Annotated in this window: 18 protein-coding genes, 1 tRNA gene and 1 pseudogene; 12 read left to right on the top strand and 8 right to left on the bottom strand. The window is 61.6% G+C overall.

From position 1 onward, the window contains the following. A partial coding sequence (gene pdxA, locus ACDELDRAFT_RS05350; protein WP_040328162.1) for a 4-hydroxythreonine-4-phosphate dehydrogenase PdxA occupies positions 1-694 on the top strand: 694 nt, incomplete at its 5' end. 59 nt (positions 695-753) lie between these two features. Here pdxA and mscL read toward each other — a convergent pair. Then, positions 754-1182: a large conductance mechanosensitive channel protein MscL gene (mscL, locus tag ACDELDRAFT_RS05345; protein WP_005794217.1), complete on the bottom strand. Its 429-nt coding sequence runs from the start codon at positions 1180-1182 to the stop codon at positions 754-756. Positions 1183-1326: 144 nt separating this feature from the next. Between mscL and petA the strand changes: the two genes are divergently transcribed. The 6 genes from petA to ACDELDRAFT_RS05315 all read left to right on the top strand — a co-directional run bounded on the left by petA (position 1327) and on the right by ACDELDRAFT_RS05315 (position 5537). Then, positions 1327-1926 carry a ubiquinol-cytochrome c reductase iron-sulfur subunit gene (petA, locus tag ACDELDRAFT_RS05340; protein ID WP_005794215.1) on the top strand — a complete coding sequence of 200 codons (600 nt, stop codon included), beginning with the start codon at positions 1327-1329 and terminating at the stop codon, positions 1924-1926. Positions 1927-1937: 11 nt separating this feature from the next. Further along, positions 1938-3353 (top strand): cytochrome b, encoded by a 1416-nt coding sequence (locus ACDELDRAFT_RS05335; protein ID WP_005794213.1) that lies wholly within the window; start codon positions 1938-1940, stop codon positions 3351-3353. A gap of 18 nt (positions 3354-3371) precedes the next feature. Further along, the gene (locus tag ACDELDRAFT_RS05330; RefSeq protein WP_005794211.1) at positions 3372-4130 is read left to right on the top strand and encodes a cytochrome c1; all 759 of its coding nucleotides are present in this window, start codon (positions 3372-3374) and stop codon (positions 4128-4130) included. A gap of 104 nt (positions 4131-4234) precedes the next feature. After that, positions 4235-4846: a glutathione S-transferase N-terminal domain-containing protein gene (locus ACDELDRAFT_RS05325; protein ID WP_005794209.1), complete on the top strand. Its 612-nt coding sequence runs from the start codon at positions 4235-4237 to the stop codon at positions 4844-4846. Positions 4847-4891: 45 nt separating this feature from the next. Then, the gene (locus ACDELDRAFT_RS05320; RefSeq protein WP_005794206.1) at positions 4892-5413 is read left to right on the top strand and encodes a ClpXP protease specificity-enhancing factor; all 522 of its coding nucleotides are present in this window, start codon (positions 4892-4894) and stop codon (positions 5411-5413) included. A 48-nt stretch (positions 5414-5461) separates the two neighbouring features. Continuing rightward, positions 5462-5537: transfer RNA gene (locus ACDELDRAFT_RS05315), tRNA-Thr, on the top strand. Between the two features lie 54 nt (positions 5538-5591). Here ACDELDRAFT_RS05315 and ACDELDRAFT_RS05310 read toward each other — a convergent pair. Then, positions 5592-5891 (bottom strand): DciA family protein, encoded by a 300-nt coding sequence (locus ACDELDRAFT_RS05310; protein WP_005794205.1) that lies wholly within the window; start codon positions 5889-5891, stop codon positions 5592-5594. Between the two features lie 124 nt (positions 5892-6015). On the opposite strand from ACDELDRAFT_RS05310, the pseudogene ACDELDRAFT_RS05305 reads away from it, so the two are divergent. The 5 genes and pseudogenes from ACDELDRAFT_RS05305 (at position 6016) to ACDELDRAFT_RS05285 (ending at position 12558) form a co-directional block, all read left to right on the top strand. Next, positions 6016-6886, top strand: a pseudogene (locus tag ACDELDRAFT_RS05305) (M23 family metallopeptidase). Positions 6887-7022: 136 nt separating this feature from the next. After that, positions 7023-9776 carry a preprotein translocase subunit SecA gene (gene secA, locus ACDELDRAFT_RS05300; protein ID WP_005794200.1) on the top strand — a complete coding sequence of 918 codons (2754 nt, stop codon included), beginning with the start codon at positions 7023-7025 and terminating at the stop codon, positions 9774-9776. Positions 9777-9951: 175 nt separating this feature from the next. Then, positions 9952-11181 carry a bifunctional glutamate N-acetyltransferase/amino-acid acetyltransferase ArgJ gene (argJ, locus tag ACDELDRAFT_RS05295; protein WP_005794198.1) on the top strand — a complete coding sequence of 410 codons (1230 nt, stop codon included), beginning with the start codon at positions 9952-9954 and terminating at the stop codon, positions 11179-11181. 56 nt (positions 11182-11237) lie between these two features. Continuing rightward, positions 11238-12110: an ATP-binding protein gene (locus ACDELDRAFT_RS05290; protein WP_005794197.1), complete on the top strand. Its 873-nt coding sequence runs from the start codon at positions 11238-11240 to the stop codon at positions 12108-12110. Continuing rightward, positions 12100-12558, top strand: coding sequence for an NUDIX domain-containing protein (locus ACDELDRAFT_RS05285; RefSeq protein ID WP_005794195.1), 459 nt, complete (start codon positions 12100-12102; stop codon positions 12556-12558). The genes ACDELDRAFT_RS05290 and ACDELDRAFT_RS05285 overlap by 11 nt, the downstream gene beginning before the upstream one ends. A gap of 90 nt (positions 12559-12648) precedes the next feature. On the opposite strand, the gene ACDELDRAFT_RS05280 is transcribed toward ACDELDRAFT_RS05285, so the two are convergent. The 6 genes from ACDELDRAFT_RS05280 to pilB form a co-directional block, all read right to left on the bottom strand. Continuing rightward, entirely contained in the window at positions 12649-12870 is a 222-nt protein-coding gene (locus tag ACDELDRAFT_RS05280) for a DNA gyrase inhibitor YacG (RefSeq protein WP_005794194.1), read from the bottom strand. A 10-nt stretch (positions 12871-12880) separates the two neighbouring features. Continuing rightward, entirely contained in the window at positions 12881-13636 is a 756-nt protein-coding gene (gene zapD, locus ACDELDRAFT_RS05275; protein ID WP_005794192.1) for a cell division protein ZapD, read from the bottom strand. An 85-nt stretch (positions 13637-13721) separates the two neighbouring features. After that, positions 13722-14330: a dephospho-CoA kinase gene (gene coaE, locus ACDELDRAFT_RS05270; RefSeq protein ID WP_005794191.1), complete on the bottom strand. Its 609-nt coding sequence runs from the start codon at positions 14328-14330 to the stop codon at positions 13722-13724. A 2-nt stretch (positions 14331-14332) separates the two neighbouring features. Continuing rightward, entirely contained in the window at positions 14333-15202 is an 870-nt protein-coding gene (locus tag ACDELDRAFT_RS05265; protein WP_005794189.1) for a prepilin peptidase, read from the bottom strand. Beyond that, the gene (locus ACDELDRAFT_RS05260; RefSeq protein ID WP_005794188.1) at positions 15202-16422 is read right to left on the bottom strand and encodes a type II secretion system F family protein; all 1221 of its coding nucleotides are present in this window, start codon (positions 16420-16422) and stop codon (positions 15202-15204) included. The genes ACDELDRAFT_RS05265 and ACDELDRAFT_RS05260 overlap by 1 nt, the downstream gene beginning before the upstream one ends. Positions 16423-16442: 20 nt before the next feature. Continuing rightward, complete coding sequence (gene pilB, locus ACDELDRAFT_RS05255; protein WP_005794186.1) at positions 16443-18179, bottom strand: type IV-A pilus assembly ATPase PilB; 1737 nt, start codon at positions 18177-18179, stop codon at positions 16443-16445. Positions 18180-18210: the final 31 nt, after the last annotated feature.

Here is an 18210-nt window from a genome sequence, read left to right as displayed (position 1 = left end):
ACTGCGGGGCGATATCGCGGCTTTGGTGACAGCACCGCTGCACAAAGAGGCGCTGTCGGCTGCCGGGGTGGATTTCCCTGGCCACACCGAACTGCTGCAGGCCGAAGCGGCGGCCCACCAAGGCGTGCCGCTGGCCGACATGCCGGTGCGCATGATGCTTGCGAGCGATGAACTGCGCACGGTACTGGTCAGCATCCATGTGTCACTGCGCGATGCCATCGATGCGGTGACGCGTGACAACGTCCTGCAGACGCTGCGCATCACCCATGCGGCGTTGCTGCGCAGTCTGGGCCGGGCGCCGCGCATGGCGGTCGCGGGCCTCAACCCCCATGGCGGCGAGGGCGGGCTTTTCGGCCGCGAGGAAATCGAGCACATCGTGCCGGCCGTTGCCGACGCACGCGCCTTGGGCATGGATGTGCACGGCCCCTTCGCGCCGGACACCGTGTTCATGCGCGCGCGGCACACGCCGCAGCGCGCCGGCGAGTTCGACGTGGTGCTGGCGATGTACCACGACCAGGGGCTGATTCCGGTGAAGTACCTCGGCGTGGACAAAGGGGTGAATGTGACCCTGGGCCTGCCGCTGGTGCGCACCAGCCCCGACCATGGCACCGCATTCGACATCGCTGGCCAGGGCGTGGCCGATGCCGCTAGCCTGGTGGAAGCCGTGCGCGTCGCACGCCAGCTGGCTCAATAAATAAAACGCCCTCTGATGGAGAGGGCAAGAGTGTGGGCAACGCGGCGTGCCGCGCCTGTTCAGCGCTTGAGACTGTCGCGGATCTCGCGCAGCAGCACGATGTCTTCAGGAGGTGCGGCGGGGGCCGGAGGTGCTGCGGGGGCTTCACGCTTGAGGCGGTTGATCTGCTTGACCATCATGAAGATGATGAATGCAAGAATGATGAAATTCACCGCCACGGTGATGAAGTTACCGTACGCGAATACGGGGACGCCCGCCTTCTTGAGCGCATCGAGCGTGAGGGCTGTGCCTGCAGGCACATTGCCCAGCACAATGAACAGATTGGAAAAATCCAGCTTGCCAAACACCATGCCCACCACGGGCAGGATCAGGTCGGACACCACGGAGTCGACAATCTTGCCAAAAGCCCCGCCAATGATCACGCCCACGGCAAGGTCGATCACATTGCCCTTGATTGCAAACTCGCGGAACTCTTGCATCATGCCCATGGGTATCTCCCTGATAGTTGCGAATGCTCAAGTATTGCGGAGTCTGCAGCCCTGTCAAGCCTGCCCACTGCATTGAATTACCCATTTTCACTCCGCTACAATTCGCAGTTGACCCCAATCTAGCGATGTTCATCGAGGATCCCCATGAGTGACACTCCAATCGACTCCAGCAAGCGGACGTGGATCATCACGTCTGCCTGCGCTGGTGCGGTGGGCGGCGTGGCAGCCGCCGTACCTTTCGTGAGTTCTTTCCAGCCCTCCGAGCGAGCCAAGGCCGCAGGCGCAGCCGTCGAGGTGGACATCTCCGCCCTCAAGCCCGGAGAAAAAATCACCGTGGAGTGGCGCGGCAAACCGGTCTGGATTGTCAAACGCACACCTGAGCAACTGGCAGAACTGCCCAAGCTCGACAGCCAACTGGCCGATCCCAAGTCCGAGCGCAAGCCCAGTGAGCTGACGCCGGAATATGCGCGCAACGAAGCGCGTTCGATCAAGCCGGAAATCCTGGTGGCGGTGGGCATCTGCTCCCATTTGGGTTGCTCGCCTTCTGAGAAGTTCCAGCCCGGTGCACAGCCTTCGCTGCCCGATGACTGGAAGGGCGGTTTCCTCTGCCCGTGCCATGGATCCACGTTCGACATGGCCGGCCGCGTCTTCAAGAACAAGCCCGCGCCGGACAACCTCGAGGTGCCGCCGCACATGTATCTGTCCGATACCCGCCTGGTCATCGGCGAAGACAAGAAGGCCTGAAGGAGCACCACATGGCCCACGAATTCAAAGAAATCTCTCCCAACGCCTCGGCGGGTGCCAAGCTCACCAACTGGTTCGAAAACCGGTTCCCGACGGCGTTCGACGCCTACCGCATGCACATGTCGGAGTACTACGCTCCGAAGAATTTCAACTTCTGGTACATCTTTGGCTCGCTGGCACTGCTGGTGCTGGTGATTCAGATCGTCACCGGTATCTTCCTGGTGATGCACTACAAGCCCGATGCCGGGCTTGCCTTTGCTTCGGTCGAGTACATCATGCGCGATGTGCCCTGGGGCTGGCTGATCCGCTACATGCACTCCACCGGTGCGTCCGCATTCTTCATCGTCGTGTACCTGCACATGTTCCGCGGGCTGCTCTACGGCAGCTACCGCAAGCCGCGCGAACTGGTCTGGATTTTCGGCTGCGCCATCTTCCTGGCGCTCATGGCCGAAGCCTTCATGGGCTATCTGCTGCCCTGGGGTCAGATGTCGTACTGGGGCGCCCAGGTGATCGTGAACCTGTTTGCCGCCATCCCCTTCGTCGGCCCTGATCTGGCGCTGCTGATCCGTGGCGACTACGTGGTGGGCGATGCCACGTTGAACCGCTTCTTCAGCTTCCACGTGATTGCCGTGCCTCTGGTTCTGCTGGGTCTGGTCGTTGCGCATTTGCTGGCGCTGCACGACGTGGGCTCCAACAACCCCGATGGCGTGGAAATCAAGGCGCCCAACGCGCCCAAGGATGCCAACGGCCATCCGCTCGACGGCATTCCCTTCCATCCCTACTACACGGTGCACGACATTTTCGGCGTGGGGCTGTTCCTGATGGCCTTCACGGCAGTGATCTTCTTCGCTCCGGAGTTTGGTGGCTACTTCCTGGAGTACAACAACTTCATCCCGGCCGACCCGCTGCAGACGCCTGCGCACATTGCGCCTGTGTGGTACTTCACGCCGTTCTACTCGATGCTGCGTGCCATCACCAGCGAGATGATGTACGCGCTGATCGCCTGCGTGTTGGCGGGTGCGTTCCTTGGCGCGGTCAAGGCCCGTCTGCCCGCCATCTTCAAGGGCGGTGTCGTCGGCGCGGCCTTGGTGGTAGTGGTGCTCATGCTGTCCATCGACGCCAAGTTCTGGGGCGTGGTCGTCATGGGTGGTGCCGTGATCATCCTGTTCTTCCTGCCATGGCTCGACACCTGTGCCGTCAAGTCGATCCGCTACCGTCCGAGCTGGCATAAGTACCTGTATGCCATCTTCGTGGTCAACTTCCTGATCCTGGGTTACCTGGGTGTTCAGCCTCCTTCGCCGGTGGGTGAGCGCGTTTCGCAGGTCGGCACATTGTTCTATTTCGGTTTCTTCCTGCTGATGCCATGGTGGAGCCGTCTGGGCGCAACCAAGCCAGTGCCTGACCGTGTCAACTTCACTGCGCATTGAGCCCTGGAGATAACAACAATGAAGAAACTCATCCTCACGTTGATCGCCGCACTGGGCCTGGCAGCAGGCTCCGTGCAAGCAGCAGGTAACACCGTTGCCTGGGACAAGGCGCCCGGCAAGACCAACGATCTGGCCTCGCTGCAAAACGGTGCCAAGGTGTTTGTGAATTACTGCCTGAGCTGCCATTCGGCTGCTTTCATGCGTTTCAACCGTCTGCGCGATATCGGCCTGACCGAGCAGCAGATCAAGGACAACCTCCTGTTCACCACCGAAAAGGTGGGCGAGACCATGAAGGCTTCCATTGATCCCAAGCAGGCCAAGGAATGGTTTGGCGCCAACCCGCCCGACCTGACCGTTATCGCCCGCTCGCGTGCAGGCCACGGCGGCACGGGTGCCGACTATCTGTACACGTTCCTGCGTTCTTTCTATCGCGACGAGACCAAGGCCACGGGCTGGAACAACGTGCTTTTCCCCAACGTCGGCATGCCGCACGCGCTGTGGCAGCTGCAAGGCGAGCGCCGCCCGATTTTCGAAGAGCATGAAAGCCATGGCCAGACGACCCACGTGTTCAAGGGCTGGGAGCAGGTCACGCCCGGAGCCATGACCCCGCTGCAGTTTGATCAGACCGTCGGCGACTTGGTGAACTATCTGCAGTGGATGGGAGAGCCAGCGCAGAACACCCGTGTGCGGGTGGGCGTGTGGGTTCTGATCTTCCTGGGCTTCTTCACGCTCATCGCCTGGAGGTTGAATGCAGCCTTCTGGAAAGACGTCAAGTAAACCCTTGATCCGCTGACCGCGCGCCGCTGTGCTGGCGCGGCGGTACTTTACAGAGTGGGCGCTTTTTTGCGTCCCACTCTTTTGATTTTTAGGAGCCTCTCACCATGATGGTGCTTTACTCGGGTACGACCTGTCCCTTTTCCCACCGCTGCCGCTTTGTCCTGTTTGAAAAGGGCATGGACTTCGAGATCCGCGATGTGGACCTGTACAACAAGCCCGAAGACATCAGCGTGATGAACCCCTATGGGCAGGTGCCCATTCTGGTGGAGCGCGACCTGATCCTGTATGAATCGAACATCATCAACGAATACATCGATGAGCGCTTTCCGCATCCGCAACTGATGCCCGGCGATCCCGTGGACCGTGCGCGCGTGCGCCTGTTCCTGCTGAATTTCGAGAAGGAATTGTTCGTTCACGTCAATACGCTCGAATCGCGCGCCACGAAGGGCAACGAGAAAGCACTGGAAAAAGCGCGTGCCCACATCCGTGACCGTCTCACGCAACTGGCCCCCGTGTTCCTCAAGAACAAGTACATGTTGGGGGACAACTTCTCGATGCTGGACGTGGCGATTGCACCATTGCTGTGGCGCCTGGATTACTACGGTATCGATCTCAGCAAGAACGCAGCCCCCTTGCTGAAGTATGCAGAGCGGATTTTCTCGCGCCCCGCATACATCGAGGCACTCACGCCCTCCGAGAAGGTGATGCGCAAGTAAGTCGATCACTGGCTGTACCGACCTTCGTCCACCGATCACGACGCCATGAACGCCCAGGAATCCACCTCCACCCGTCCCTACCTCATCAGGGCTCTTTACGAGTGGTGCACCGACAACGGGTTCACGCCCTATGTGGCCGTGCGCGTCGACGGCTCGGTGCAGGTGCCTCGCGAGTACGTGAAAGACGGTGAAATCGTGCTGAATATCAGCTTCGACGCCACCAGTTCACTGCAGTTGGGCAATGATTTTATCGAGTTCAAAGCCCGCTTTGGCGGCAAGCCGCGCGATATTCTGGTGCCGGTGGGCCGGGTCATTGCCATCTATGCCCGTGAAAACGGGCAGGGCATGGCCTTTCCTCCGCCTGTGGACATGGTGGATGCTGCGGTCGATATGGCCCCAGTGCCTTCGGCTCCCTCCGCTGTGCAGAGTGCCACAGCAGAACAGGCCGATGAACGCGTGGTGCAGCTCGTTCCCGCAGAGAGTGCACCTGCGGAGGGCGATGCAGACGCGCCGCGTCCCCCACCTGGCACCGGAGGCGCACGCCCTTCACTCAAGCGCGTCAAATAGCGCCGCCATGCCAGTAGGCTTGCATTTGCAGGATAAAATGCGGGCTTCGCCGATTTAGCTCAGTTGGTAGAGCAACCGCCTTGTAAGCGGTAGGTCGTCAGTTCGATTCCGACAATCGGCACCATTCCTCTTTCGCTGTCCTCCCCATGCCTGGGGCCTACTCCCCTTGCGCGGTGACTCAGGTTTGGATTTTGAGGCGAATCGCGTTAACCTCCCACCCCCGGCTGCGCAAATGCGCCTGCAAGGCAGGCAGCAGTTGGCGGAGCTTTGCCGCTGCGGCATTGCTCTTGACCAACAGGCACCATGTAGTCCCGTCGATGGGGCCTGCCTGCACGGTCGAGCGCAAAGCTACCGGAATCAACATTTCAATCGCCTGAAGCCGCTGTGTTGACTCGCGGGTGAGCGCCGTCAGCCGGGCCAGCGTCGGGGAGTCCTCGCTGGCTTGCTGCAGTGTGATCGCATAGTGGCGGCGGTTCATCGGTCGGGCGCCTGGGCGCGGAGAAGTCAACGTCCAAGTGATTATCACGGACGCGCGGTTCGCTCGCAGCCGAACCATCTATCTGACGGGGCCGCGCCTGCTGCTGGCGATGTTGCTGAGCTTGGTGTTGGTGGCCGTTGGCCTGTACCACTGGGTGTCCCTTCAGGGAGCGCGCGAAGGGTGGCCCGTGGTGGGTGGCGTGGTGCGCCTGATCGCCAGAGATGAATTCGCGGAGCGCGGCCGCTTCATGCGTGCCAACCACGATGCCATGGCCCGCAGGGTGGGCGGACATGCAGGCCAGGATGGTGCACAACTTGACTCGCTGGGGGAGCGTGTACAGGGTCTCGCAGGCCGACATGCATCGCGCAGATGGCAGAGGGGCGCGCTGGTGGGGGCGCGGCCGCTGACCATGGACGAATTGCAAGCCACGCTCGGTGACCTAGCGCGCCTGACTGCCCAGCGCATGGATCTCATCACAGTCCTCGAGTCGCGCCTGTTCGATCGGCACATCCGCAAGAAGATGGTGCCCACCCGTATGCCTGTCACGCGCAAGACCCCAGGCTCGTCGTTCGGCTGGCGACTCGATCTCTTTACCGGACAATCGGCCCTGCATACCGGCCTTGATTTTCAGGCCAATACCGGAACCCCCATCTTCGCAGCGGCGGGCGGGGTTGTCGTGGCGCAGGAATTCCATCCGCTTGTGGTGCCATGGTCAAGGTCGACCACGGCAACCAATTGGTAACGCGTTACGCGTACGCCTCCCGGACCTTGGTGAAGCCAGGCGACTTGGTGCGCCGAGGGGAGAAGATCGCGGAAGTGGGCACCAACGGGCGCCCGACCGGCGGCCACCTGCACTTCGAAGCTCTGGTGCAAGGGGTCTTTCAGACCCGCAGAAGTTTCTGCGTGCGGGAGGTGTTGCGGCCGGTAGGCCTGTTGCAACCGCGCCAACGCCGGCCGCGCCCGCTTTGGCTGGAGCTTTGCTGGCAGGCAGGTAAAATCGCCGGTCCGGAGTCTGTTGCCCGATGACGCAGTGCTTGCAATCGGGGGCGGCAGTCCCACCTGAAAACAATTCACCTTAGGGGTTACGGTCGCCTGGCATGCTCATTGGGCATGTGGGGCGGTCCTGTTCGCATGGCCACCAACTTCCTCACCAAACTTTTCGGCAGCCGCAATGACCGGCTTCTCAAGCAATACCGCAAGACGGTTGCACGCATCAATGCGATGGAGCCCGACTTCGAGAAGCTGACCGATGACGCGCTGCGCGCCAAGACGCAGGAATTCAAGGAGCGCGTTGCGAAGGGTGAGGCGCTGGACGCCCTGTTGCCCGAAGCTTTTGCGGTGGTGCGCGAGGGTTCGAAGCGCGTCATGAAGATGCGCCATTTTGACGTGCAGCTTATCGGGGGCATGGCGCTGCACTACGGCAAGATCGCCGAAATGCGCACGGGCGAGGGCAAGACGCTGACCGCGACGCTGCCCGTCTACCTGAATGCGCTTTCTGGCAAGGGTGTCCATGTGGTCACGGTCAATGATTACCTGGCCAACCGCGATGCCATGTGGATGGGCCGGCTTTACAACTTCCTCGGACTCACGGTGGGCATCAACCTGCCCAACATGCCGCGTGAGGAGAAGCAAGCGGCTTACGCCGCGGACATCACCTACGGCACGAACAACGAATACGGGTTCGACTACCTGCGCGACAACATGGTCTATGAGGCGCGCGACCGCGTGCAGCACGGCCTGAACTTCGCCATCGTGGACGAGGTGGACTCCATCCTGATCGACGAGGCGCGGACGCCGCTCATCATCAGCGGCCAGGCCGAGGACCATACGGCAATGTACATCGCCATGAACAAGGTCGTTCCGTTGCTGGTGCGCCAGGAAGGTGAAGCCGACCCGCGCACGGGGGAGGGCGTCACCAAGCCCGGCGATTTCACATTGGACGAAAAGACCCACCAGGTCTTTCTGACCGAGCAAGGCCACGAAAGCGCCGAGCGCATCTTGGCAAGCCAGGGCCTGATCGCCGAGGGCGCATCCGTCTACGATCCAGCGAACATCACGCTCATGCACCACCTGTATGCGGCGTTGCGGGCCAACCACCTGTACCACCGCGACCAGCACTACGTGGTGCAAAACGGCGAGATCGTGATCGTTGACGAATTCACGGGCCGCCTGATGTCGGGCCGGCGCTGGAGCGAAGGCCTGCACCAGGCCGTCGAGGCCAAGGAAGGTGTGAACATCCAGGCCGAAAACCAGACCCTGGCCTCGATCACGTTCCAGAATTACTTCCGCCTGTACAGCAAGCTTGCCGGCATGACCGGCACGGCCGACACCGAAGCCTATGAGTTCCAGGAGATATACGGCCTCGAAACCGTGGTCATTCCTCCCAACCGCCCCAGCCGGCGCGACGACCAGCTCGACCGTGTCTACAAGACCACCCGTGAAAAATACGAAGCGGCCATCAAGGACATTCGCGAATGCCATGAGCGCGGCCAGCCTGTGCTGGTGGGCACCACGTCCATCGAGAATTCCGAGATCATCGACCAGCTCCTGAACAAGGAAGGCCTGCCGCACCAAGTGCTGAATGCCAAGCAGCACGCGCGTGAGGCCGATATCGTGGCCCAGGCCGGGCGCGCCGGCATGATCACCATTGCCACCAACATGGCCGGTCGCGGCACCGACATCGTGCTGGGCGGCAACATTGAAAAACTGCTGGCAGCCGTGGAGACGGACGAATCGTTGGACGAGGCCACCAAGCAGGCCCGCATCGCCGAGGTGCGTGCCGAATGGGCGCGCGACCACGAGAAGGTGAAAGAGCTGGGCGGCCTGCGCATCATCGCCACCGAGCGCCATGAGTCACGCCGCATCGACAACCAGTTGCGTGGCCGCTCGGGCCGCCAGGGCGACCCAGGTTCCTCGCGCTTCTACCTGAGCCTGGATGATTCGCTGATGCGCATCTTTGCTGGCGACCGCGTCAAGGCCATCATGGACCGGCTCAAGATGCCTGACGGCGAGGCCATCGAAGCGGGCATCGTGACGCGCAGCATCGAATCGGCCCAGCGCAAGGTGGAGGCCCGCAACTTCGATATCCGCAAACAGCTGCTCGAATACGACGACGTGGCCAACGATCAGCGCAAGGTCATCTACCAGCAGCGCAATGACATTCTGGATGCCGCCGAGCTGTCGGATGTGATTGCCGCGATGCGCGAGGATTGCCTCACCGACCTGGTGCGCATGTATGTGCCGGCGGAATCGGTGGAGGAGCAGTGGAATCTGCCTGCGCTTGAGAAGGCGTTGGCGGAAGAATGGCAGGTTCCCATCGCCCTGCAGCAGGAAGTGCAGGGCGCCCAGTCCATCACCGACGATGAAATCCTAGAAAAAGTGCTGCAGGCCGCGCATGCCGCTTTCGATTCCAAGGTCGAGCAAGTGGGGCGCGAGAACTTCACCCAGTTCGAGCGCGTGGTGCTGCTGCAGAGCTTTGATTCGAATTGGCGCGACCATCTGAGCGCGCTCGACTACCTGCGCCAGGGCATCCATCTGCGCGGCTATGCCCAAAAGCAGCCCAAGCAGGAATACAAGCGCGAAGCCTTCGAGCTGTTCCGCCAGCTCATCGATCAGGTCAAGAACGAAGTCACCAAGATCCTGATGACCGTGCAGGTGCAGTCGCCTGCGCAGCTTGACCAGGCCGCGCAGGACATGGAAAACCGTGCCGAAAGCATCGCGAACGTGACGTACACGGCGCCCACCGAAACGGGCGAGGTGGAGACCACGGTGGACGAACACTCGGCGGCCTCGGCACTGCCCCAGGGCGTGCGCGTCGGCCGAAATGACCCCTGCCCCTGCGGTAGCGGCAAGAAATACAAGCAGTGCCACGGCAAGCTGGCCTGACGCGAATTTGCCGCGGGCACTGCCCAGCCGGCACCTGTTTGCTCAACACGGGCTTCGGCCCGTGTTTTCATTGGTGCGGCGGTTTTCCGGATAATCCCCGCAGTTGATCTTCGGGCTGGCGCATGAGTGGCGCAGCTCCATCGCATTTCTTGTTTTCTTGAAAGGCCCTCATCCCATGGCTGTCCATCTCGTCGCACCTGTCGCCTCTGACCTGCGCCCCATTGCCGGTGTGCGCATCGGCGTTACCGAGGCCGGTGTCCGCAAGGCCAACCGCAAAGACCTCACCGTGTTCCTGCTGGACGAGGGCGCCAGCGTGGCGGGCGTGTTCACGCAGAACCGTTTTTGTGCCGCGCCGGTGCAGGTCAGCCGTGAACACCTGGCCAGCGGCCAGCCCATCCGCGCGATGGTGGTCAATACTGGCAACGCCAACGCAGGCACGGGGGCCGACGGTCTAGCGCGTGCACGCGCAACCTGCGTGGCGCTGGCCCGCCAGATCGGCATGGCGCCCGAGCAGATCCTGCCGTTCTCGACCGGCGTGATCATGGAGCCGTTGCCCAATGACCGCATCGAAGCTGGCCTGCCCGCGGCCATTGCCGATGCGCAACCTGACCATTGGGCGCGCGCCGCCGAGGGCATCATGACCACCGACACGCTGCCCAAAGCCTTTTCGGCACAGGTGCAGATCGGTGGTGCAACGGTGTCTATCACTGGCATCAGCAAAGGCGCGGGCATGATCCGCCCCAACATGGCCACCATGCTGGGCTTCATGGCCACGGATGCTTGCGTGGCCCCGGCGGTGATGCAGCAGCTGGTGCGCGAACTGGCCGATGGCTCGTTCAACCGTGTCACCATTGATGGCGACACTTCGACCAACGATTCGTTTGTGGTGGTAGCCACCCACAAGGCGGCGCATGCCCCCATCACGGCGCTGGACAGCGCCGAGGGTCATGCGCTCAAGGCTGCCATGCTGGATGTGGCGCAAAAGCTTGCGCAGGCCATTGTGCGCGATGGCGAAGGGGCCACCAAGTTCATCACTGTGCGGGTGGAGGGTGGCAAGACGGGCGACGAGTGCCGCAAGGTGGCCTATGCCATTGCCCATTCGCCGCTTGTCAAGACGGCGTTCTATGCCAGCGATCCAAACCTGGGCCGCATTCTGGCGGCCGTGGGGTATGCCGGGATCGACGATCTCGACCAGACCGGCATCGACCTGTACCTGGATGACGTGCATGTTGCCGTCCACGGTGGCCGTAACCCCGCCTACCGCGAGGAAGACGGTCAGCGTGTCATGCAGCTGAGCGAGATCACGGTGCGGGTGGTGCTGGGCCGGGGTGACGCCGCGGATACGGTGTGGACTTGTGATTTCAGCCACGAATACGTCACCATCAATGCGGACTACCGTTCCTGAACTTGCTCCTTGATTAATAGCTGCAGGCGCTTGTTGAATAAGCGCAAGATGCCAGAATGAACGAAAAATTTGAACACCTGATCGAACGCGCCGAGCAGCTCATTGCCCGCATCGAATCCGTGCTGCCCCAACCTCTGGGCGAGCCCGACTGGTCGGCCGCCATCGCCTGGCGCTACCGCAAGCGCAGCAGCGGGCACGGCTCGTTGGAGCCCGTGCGCCACGTGGCCGCCATGCAATTGGCCGACCTGAAGGAAATCGACGGACAAAAGGAGAAAATCGAACGCAACACCCAGCAGTTCGTCGAAGGCAAGCCCGCCAACAATGTTCTGCTGACGGGCGCGCGTGGCACGGGCAAGTCGTCGCTGATCAAGGCCTGCCTGAATGCCCATGCGGCCCAGGGGCTGCGCCTCATCGAGGTGGACAAGGCCGATCTCACCGACCTGCCGGACATCGTGGATGTGGTCTCGGGCCGGCCCGAGAAATTCATCGTGTTCTGCGATGACCTGAGCTTCGAAGACGGCGAGCCGGGGTACAAGGCGCTCAAGTCGATCCTGGATGGTTCGGTCGCAGCGGCCACGCCCAATGTGCTGATCTATGCCACCAGCAACCGGCGGCACCTGCTGCCCGAGTACATGGCCGAGAACCGCACCTACACGCACACCGACGATGGCGAAGTGCATCCCGGCGAAGCCGTGGAGGAGAAGATTTCGCTGTCCGAGCGCTTTGGTCTGTGGGTGAGTTTCTATCCGTTCAGCCAGGATGAGTACCTGACCATCGTGGCCCAATGGCTGTCGTCCCTGGGACTGTCCGAGGCGGCCATTGCCGAGGCACGCCCGCAGGCGCTGGTCTGGGCCCTCGAGCGCGGCTCGCGCAGCGGGCGTGTGGCCTACCAGTTCGCCCGTGACTTTGCGGGGCGCCATGGTGGCTGAAACCGCAATTTCCGACCCGTCGCCTTCTGTTCCCCCCCGCAAGCACACCGAGGTGGCGGTTGGCATCCTGCTGCGCCCCGACGGGGCCATGCTGCTGTCCACCCGTCCTCCCGGCAAACCCTACGCGGGGTATTGGGAGTTTCCGGGCGGCAAACTCGAAGCGGGCGAGACGGTGGAGCAGGCGCTGCGCCGCGAGCTGATCGAGGAGCTTGGTGTGACCATCGGCGCAGCCAGTGTCTGGAAGGTGACCGAGCACGACTATCCCCACGCGCTGGTGCGGCTGCACTGGTGCAAGGTGCGCGAGTGGACGGGCGAATTCGAGATGCGCGAGGGACAGACCATGGCTTGGCAGCAAATGCCGCTCACCGTGGCGCCTGTATTGCCCGGCGCGTACCCGGTGCTGCAGTGGCTTGCCGAGGAGCGCGGCCTGCCACCGGTGGCCATTTAGCTATTGAATCAGGAGCTGCTAGCGCTTGTAGAATAAACGCTAGCGCCTGATTGTATGCATATCTTCAGCGCAGACGCGTTGCAGGAGCCGTCAGTGCTGCTGGCGGGGATCGCCGTGGGGGGCGTCGTCGGGCGGCGCTTCTGTGGGCATGCGGAAATCTTCGCTCGCCCAGGCGCCCAGGTCGAGCTGCTTGCAGCGCTCGCTGCAAAAGGGCCGGAAGGGGTTCTGGGGGCCGTAGATGCTGTCGCCGCCGCAATGGGGGCAGCTGACATGGCGGGTGACGGTCGCGCCCGGCGATGGCTTGGTGGTCATCTGCAAGGCCTCAGGCGCAGAGCGTGAGTTCAAACGCGGCGTCGTCGCTGGACGGTTGCAGGTGCCCATCGGGGTTTTGCCGCATGAGCCGGACCGAGACGATGAGGCGGTTGCCGCTGATCTCGGGGATCAGTTCCAGGGCTGGGTCGATGCGCAGGCGCAGCAACTGGAAGGTGCGCCCTTGCGGAAGGTTCTGCTGGAACTGGCCACGTTCGGCCGCCACTTTCTGTGGCACGCCCGAGTCGCGCAGCAGCTTGAGCAAGACGTAGATCGATTCGGCCAGCGGGGCAAGGGTGGATGCCCACTGCTCCAGCGCCTGCTGGCGCACCGTTGCGTTCTTGTGCTGCCATGCATAGTAGGCGGGCAGGTCGAAACCGCAGGTGCCACCGGGGATGCCGACACGGCTTCGGATGCTCATCAGCCAGTCGTTCTCGGTGAGGGCATGGCCGGCCTTGCCGGACTGGTTGTTCAGCGCGGTAAAGCAGCACTCAAGCTGGGCCACCACGGCGTCGAGCGCCGCTTCCGAGATCGAGGGGTTGCCGCGATAGCTGTCGAGCTGGTGTTTGTGCTTTTCGATGTCCTTGAGCACATCGGACTTCAGGTCGGCACGCGCCGCCACGTCCATGATCTCGAAAATGGTGACCAGCGCGAAGTGGTGGTCGAGCGGGTGCTCGCGGGGAATCAGCTCGCCCAGCCGGCGGAACAGCTGCTCCAGCCGCAGGTAGGTTCGAAGGCGTTCGTTGAAGGGATATTCGTAGAGGATCACGCTGGCGGATTCCTGGGGGCTCAGTGGATGTTCTGACGCCGGTGGCGCACGGCATGGATAGCTGGCACGAAAAGGCTGTGCCGCATCATAGCTCGAACAGGCGTGCGATCTGCTCCGCTTCGCGCTGGAGGTCTGCCAGCGCGAAGCCGTCGTTGAGCACGACAACGTCCGCAGCCGCGCGCCGGGCCTTGCGGGATGCCTGCGCTTCCAGGATGGCCAGTACGGCAGCCCGTTGCAATCCGTTGCGTGCCATGACGCGTTCGATCTGGGTTTCGGCGCTGCAATCGACCACCAGCACGGCGTCCAGCTTGCGCGCCCAGCGGCCCGATTCCACCAGCAGCGGAACGTCGAACACGATGACGGCCTGGCCTGCGGCCACGGCGTCGCGCGCTAGCTGATCACTCAGTCGGTTGACCCAGGGGTGCACAATGGCTTCAAGCCGTGTGCGTGCCTGAGGATCGGTAAACGCCAGCTCCCGCATGCGCGTGCGGTCCATGCCGCCGCTGGCGTCGATAGCGCCAGGTCCGAAGGCAGCCCGGATCTCGGCAGTGGCAGCACCGCCCGGGGCGGTGACCGAGCGGGCGATCGCGTCGGCGTCGACCAACGCCGCTCCGCACACTCGGAGCATCTGCCCCAGCGTGCTCTTACCGCTGCCGATACCCCCCGTGAGGCCCAACCGCATCGGCCTGGGCATGGTCACAATCCGAGCAGGTTCAACACCGTTTGCAGGATGGCGTTGGGCCCGAATACCATCGCCGTGAGTCCGGCGCCCACGAGGAACGGCCCGAAAGGCACATACCCGCCCTCGCGCAGGTTGTTGAACACCTTGAGTCCGATCCCGACCAGCGCACCGATCACCGACGACATCAGGATGATGGGCACCAGCGCCTGCCAGCCGAACCACGCGCCCAGCGCGGCAAAAAGCTTGAAATCGCCATAGCCCATGCCCTCCTTGCCGGTGGCGAGCTTGAAGCCCCAGTAGACCAGCCACAGCGAAAGGTAGCCTCCGGCAGCCCCTGTCACTGAGTCGAACAAGGGCACCTCGATCCAGCGCGCGGCCGACGCAAGCAGACCCGCCCACAGCAAAGGCAGGGTAATGTCGTCGGGCAGGAGGGTTGTATCCCAATCGATGAACGCCAGCGCAACCATTGCGGCCGAAAAACCGGCCCAGGCCAAGCCTGTGGCGGTGAGTCCGAAGCGATGCGCGCAAAATGCAAAGAGCACTCCCGTCAGAATCTCTACCAGCGGATAGCGCGCGCTGATGCGCACCTTGCACGCCGAGCAACGTCCGCGCAGAAATAAATAGCTCAGCACCGGCACGTTTTCATACCACTGCACCGAATGACCACACGAAGGACAACGGGAGCGGGGTGTCCACAGATTGAAGGTGGGGCCATTGTCGGGTGTCGACGCAGTGTGGGCGCCAGCGGCATAGGCGGCATGCTCTTGGGCCCACTGGTGTTCCATCATCTTGGGCAGACGATGGATCACGACATTGAGAAAGCTGCCCAGCAGCAGGCCGATCACACCTGCGATGGCGGGGTCTCCCCAGATTTCCACGCCCATCAGACGACCTGGCCGAGCTTGAAGATGGGCAGGTACATCGACACCACGATGCCGCCAATGAGGGTCCCGAGGAACACGATGATGATGGGCTCCATCAGGCTCGAGAGGCCGGCCACCATGTCGTCCACTTCGGCTTCATAGAAGTCTGCCGCCTTGCCAAGCATGTGGTCGATCGAGCCCGATTCCTCACCGATGGCGCACATCTGCAAGACCATGGACGGGAAGATGTTGGCATTGCCCATCGCCGCCGTGAGGCTGGTGCCGGTGGACACCTCTTGCTGGATCTTGTCCGTGGCCATCGAGTACACCGAATTACCGGCGGCACCGCCCACCGAGTCGAGCGCTTCGACCAGCGGTACGCCGGCGGCAAACATGGTCGAGAGCGTTCGCGTCCAGCGGGCCACGCACGATTTCTCAACCAAATTGCCGAAGATGGGCATGCGCAGCATCAAGCGGTCCATGAACATCTGCACTTTCTCATTGCGGCGCCATGCCTGCATAAAGAAGAAAAATCCGCCACCTAAGACACCAAAAATCAGCCACCACCATTTCACGAAGATTTCGCTCAACGCCATGACGAACAGGGTAGGCGCTGGAAGGTCAGCGCCGAATGAGGTGAATACCTCCTTGAACGCCGGGATCACGAAAATCATGATCACGGTAACCACTACGAAGGCCACGATCACCACCGAAATGGGGTACATGAGGGCCGACTTGATTTTTGATTTGATGGCCTCGGTCTTTTCCATGTAAAGCGCCAAGCGATCAAGCAGCGCTTCAAGAATACCGGCCGCCTCGCCAGCTTCCACGAGGTTGCAATACAGGCTGTCGAAATACATCGGGTATTTGCGAAAGGCACCGTTCAACGATGTTCCGGTTTCGACGTCGGCCCGCACATCATTGAGCAGCTTGGTCACGCTGGCATTGGTGTTGCCACGACCGACGATATCGAAGGCCTGCAGCAGCGGGACACCAGCCTTCATCATTGTCGCGAGCTGGCGCGTGAAGAGCGCAATATCCTTGGGCTTGATCTTCTTGCCCGAGCGCATGCGGCGCTTCTTGATTTTGGTGGGAAAAACCCCCTGCCGCCGAAGCATGGCCTGCACCTGGTTTTCGCCAACGGCACGGGTTTCTCCCCGGACAATTTTTCCGTTGCGGTCTTTGCCTTCCCATTCAAAGACGAAGTCCTTGATATCTCGCTTGGATGCTGCGGTCGCCATGGCGCTCCCTCGTTCTTGAATTATTCGTTGGTCACTGCGAGCACTTCTTCAAGCGAAGTAAGCCCCAGTCGGGCTTTGTGAAGCCCCGCATCGCGCAGCGAGCGCACCCCCTCTCGCTTTGCCTGTTCGGCAATCTCGAGGGCGCTGCCGTCGCGAAGAATGATGCGCTGGATTTCTTCGGAGATCGGCATGACCTGGTAAATGCCGAGCCGGCCCTTGTAGCCGTTGTTGCAGGCCGAGCAACCCACGGGCTTGTAGGTGACCCAAGAGCCGTCGATTTCGTGCTCTGGATAGCCTGCATCCACCAGCGCCTCATGCGGAATATCAGCGGGGGCCTTGCACACAGGGCACAGTCGCCGGGCCAGACGCTGCGCCGTGATCAATATGACGCTCGACGCGATATTGAATGGGGCGATCCCCATGTTGCGCATGCGGGTGAGCGTCGTGGGCGCGTCATTGGTGTGCAGAGTTGACAGCACCAAGTGCCCGGTTTGTGCCGCCTTGATCGAAATGTCGGCCGTTTCAAGATCGCGAATTTCACCCACCATAATGATGTCGGGATCCTGGCGCAGAAATGACTTGAGGGCTACAGCGAAAGTGAGCCCTGCCTTTTCATTCACGTTGACCTGATTCACCCCCGGCAGGTTGATTTCAGAGGGGTCTTCGGCCGTGGCAATGTTCACGCCCGGCTTGTTGAGCAGGTTCAGGCAGGTATAGAGCGAAACAGTTTTGCCCGAGCCAGTGGGCCCGGTGACCAAGATCATCCCGTAGGGGCGCCCGATCGCTGAGAGCAAGCGCTCTTTTTCGACGGCTTCGTAGCCCAGTGCGTCGATACCGAGCTTGGCGCTGCTGGGATCCAGAATACGGATCACGATTTTTTCGCCGAAGAGAGTGGGCAGGGTACTGACGCGAAAATCAATGACGCGATCCGGCCCCACCTTCAGCTTCATCCGTCCGTCCTGGGGCACCCGTTTCTCGGAAATGTCGAGGCGCGATATCACCTTGATGCGCGAGGCCAGCTTGTCTTTGATGGCGATCGGCGGGGACGCAATTTCACGCAGTTCACCGTCGATGCGGAAGCGGACGCGGTACTGATGCTCGTACGGTTCAAAATGCAAATCGGATGCCCGCATATTGAACGCATCCAGCAGCATTTTGTGCAGAAACTTAACGATGGGGGCGTCTTCAACCTCGGTTCCCGCATCCGTGTTCTCAGTAGCCTCTTCAACGGCTACGTCATCGAATTCGAAATCGCTGCCGCCGCTGATCAGCGTATCCATTGATTCGCTGGCAGATTTTGTGCTGGTCTCAACCAGACGGCTCAGTTTGTCGTACTCGGCAATAATCCAATCCACACCCATCTGGGTGGTGAATTTGATTTTTTCAGCGGCTTCCTGATCGGTTGGATCAGCGGTTGCAACGATCAGCCGGTTATTGCGTTTGCTGAGAACGACGACGCGGTACGCTGCACAGATCTTGGAATCGAGCAGATCCTTGGGCAGTCGCAAGGGATCAATGGCGTCCAGATCCAGTAAAGGAGCACCGAAAACGGCCGACACCGTGTGGGCAAGATCTGCTGCGGAAACGGCACCCGAACCCGTTAATTCGGCGATAAAGCTGGTTCGGCTGGATTGTGACTTTTTGTAAATATCCTCGGCTGATTTTTGGGTCAGTTTTCCTGCTGACATCAGCGCGCGGCCCAAACCGGGCAGGGCTACTGGAGAGGCTTCTTTCTGGGCGGTATCAACAGCGGCCATGTAACCGGGAGAATTAGTGGTGAGAAAACCA

Origin of the sequence: Acidovorax delafieldii 2AN (assembly GCF_000175235.1) — a bacterium.
GTDB lineage: Bacteria > Pseudomonadota > Gammaproteobacteria > Burkholderiales > Burkholderiaceae_C > Acidovorax > Acidovorax delafieldii_B.
This window is presented reverse-complemented; position numbering and strand designations above follow the sequence as displayed.

Excerpts from the sequence above, each read along its gene's own strand:
- mscL (WP_005794217.1), bottom strand. The coding sequence starts at position 1,182 with ATGGGCATGATGCAAGAGTTCCGCGAGTTTGCAATCAAGGGCAATGTG.
- petA (WP_005794215.1), top strand. The coding sequence starts at position 1,327 with ATGAGTGACACTCCAATCGACTCCAGCAAGCGGACGTGGATCATCACG.
- ACDELDRAFT_RS05335 (WP_005794213.1), top strand. The coding sequence starts at position 1,938 with ATGGCCCACGAATTCAAAGAAATCTCTCCCAACGCCTCGGCGGGTGCC.
- ACDELDRAFT_RS05330 (WP_005794211.1), top strand. The coding sequence starts at position 3,372 with ATGAAGAAACTCATCCTCACGTTGATCGCCGCACTGGGCCTGGCAGCA.
- ACDELDRAFT_RS05325 (WP_005794209.1), top strand. The coding sequence starts at position 4,235 with ATGATGGTGCTTTACTCGGGTACGACCTGTCCCTTTTCCCACCGCTGC.
- ACDELDRAFT_RS05320 (WP_005794206.1), top strand. The coding sequence starts at position 4,892 with ATGAACGCCCAGGAATCCACCTCCACCCGTCCCTACCTCATCAGGGCT.
- ACDELDRAFT_RS05310 (WP_005794205.1), bottom strand. The coding sequence starts at position 5,891 with ATGAACCGCCGCCACTATGCGATCACACTGCAGCAAGCCAGCGAGGAC.
- secA (WP_005794200.1), top strand. The coding sequence starts at position 7,023 with ATGGCCACCAACTTCCTCACCAAACTTTTCGGCAGCCGCAATGACCGG.
- argJ (WP_005794198.1), top strand. The coding sequence starts at position 9,952 with ATGGCTGTCCATCTCGTCGCACCTGTCGCCTCTGACCTGCGCCCCATT.
- ACDELDRAFT_RS05290 (WP_005794197.1), top strand. The coding sequence starts at position 11,238 with ATGAACGAAAAATTTGAACACCTGATCGAACGCGCCGAGCAGCTCATT.
- ACDELDRAFT_RS05285 (WP_005794195.1), top strand. The coding sequence starts at position 12,100 with ATGGTGGCTGAAACCGCAATTTCCGACCCGTCGCCTTCTGTTCCCCCC.
- ACDELDRAFT_RS05280 (WP_005794194.1), bottom strand. The coding sequence starts at position 12,870 with ATGACCACCAAGCCATCGCCGGGCGCGACCGTCACCCGCCATGTCAGC.
- coaE (WP_005794191.1), bottom strand. The coding sequence starts at position 14,330 with ATGCCCAGGCCGATGCGGTTGGGCCTCACGGGGGGTATCGGCAGCGGT.
- ACDELDRAFT_RS05265 (WP_005794189.1), bottom strand. The coding sequence starts at position 15,202 with ATGGGCGTGGAAATCTGGGGAGACCCCGCCATCGCAGGTGTGATCGGC.
- ACDELDRAFT_RS05260 (WP_005794188.1), bottom strand. The coding sequence starts at position 16,422 with ATGGCGACCGCAGCATCCAAGCGAGATATCAAGGACTTCGTCTTTGAA.
- pilB (WP_005794186.1), bottom strand. The coding sequence starts at position 18,179 with ATGGCCGCTGTTGATACCGCCCAGAAAGAAGCCTCTCCAGTAGCCCTG.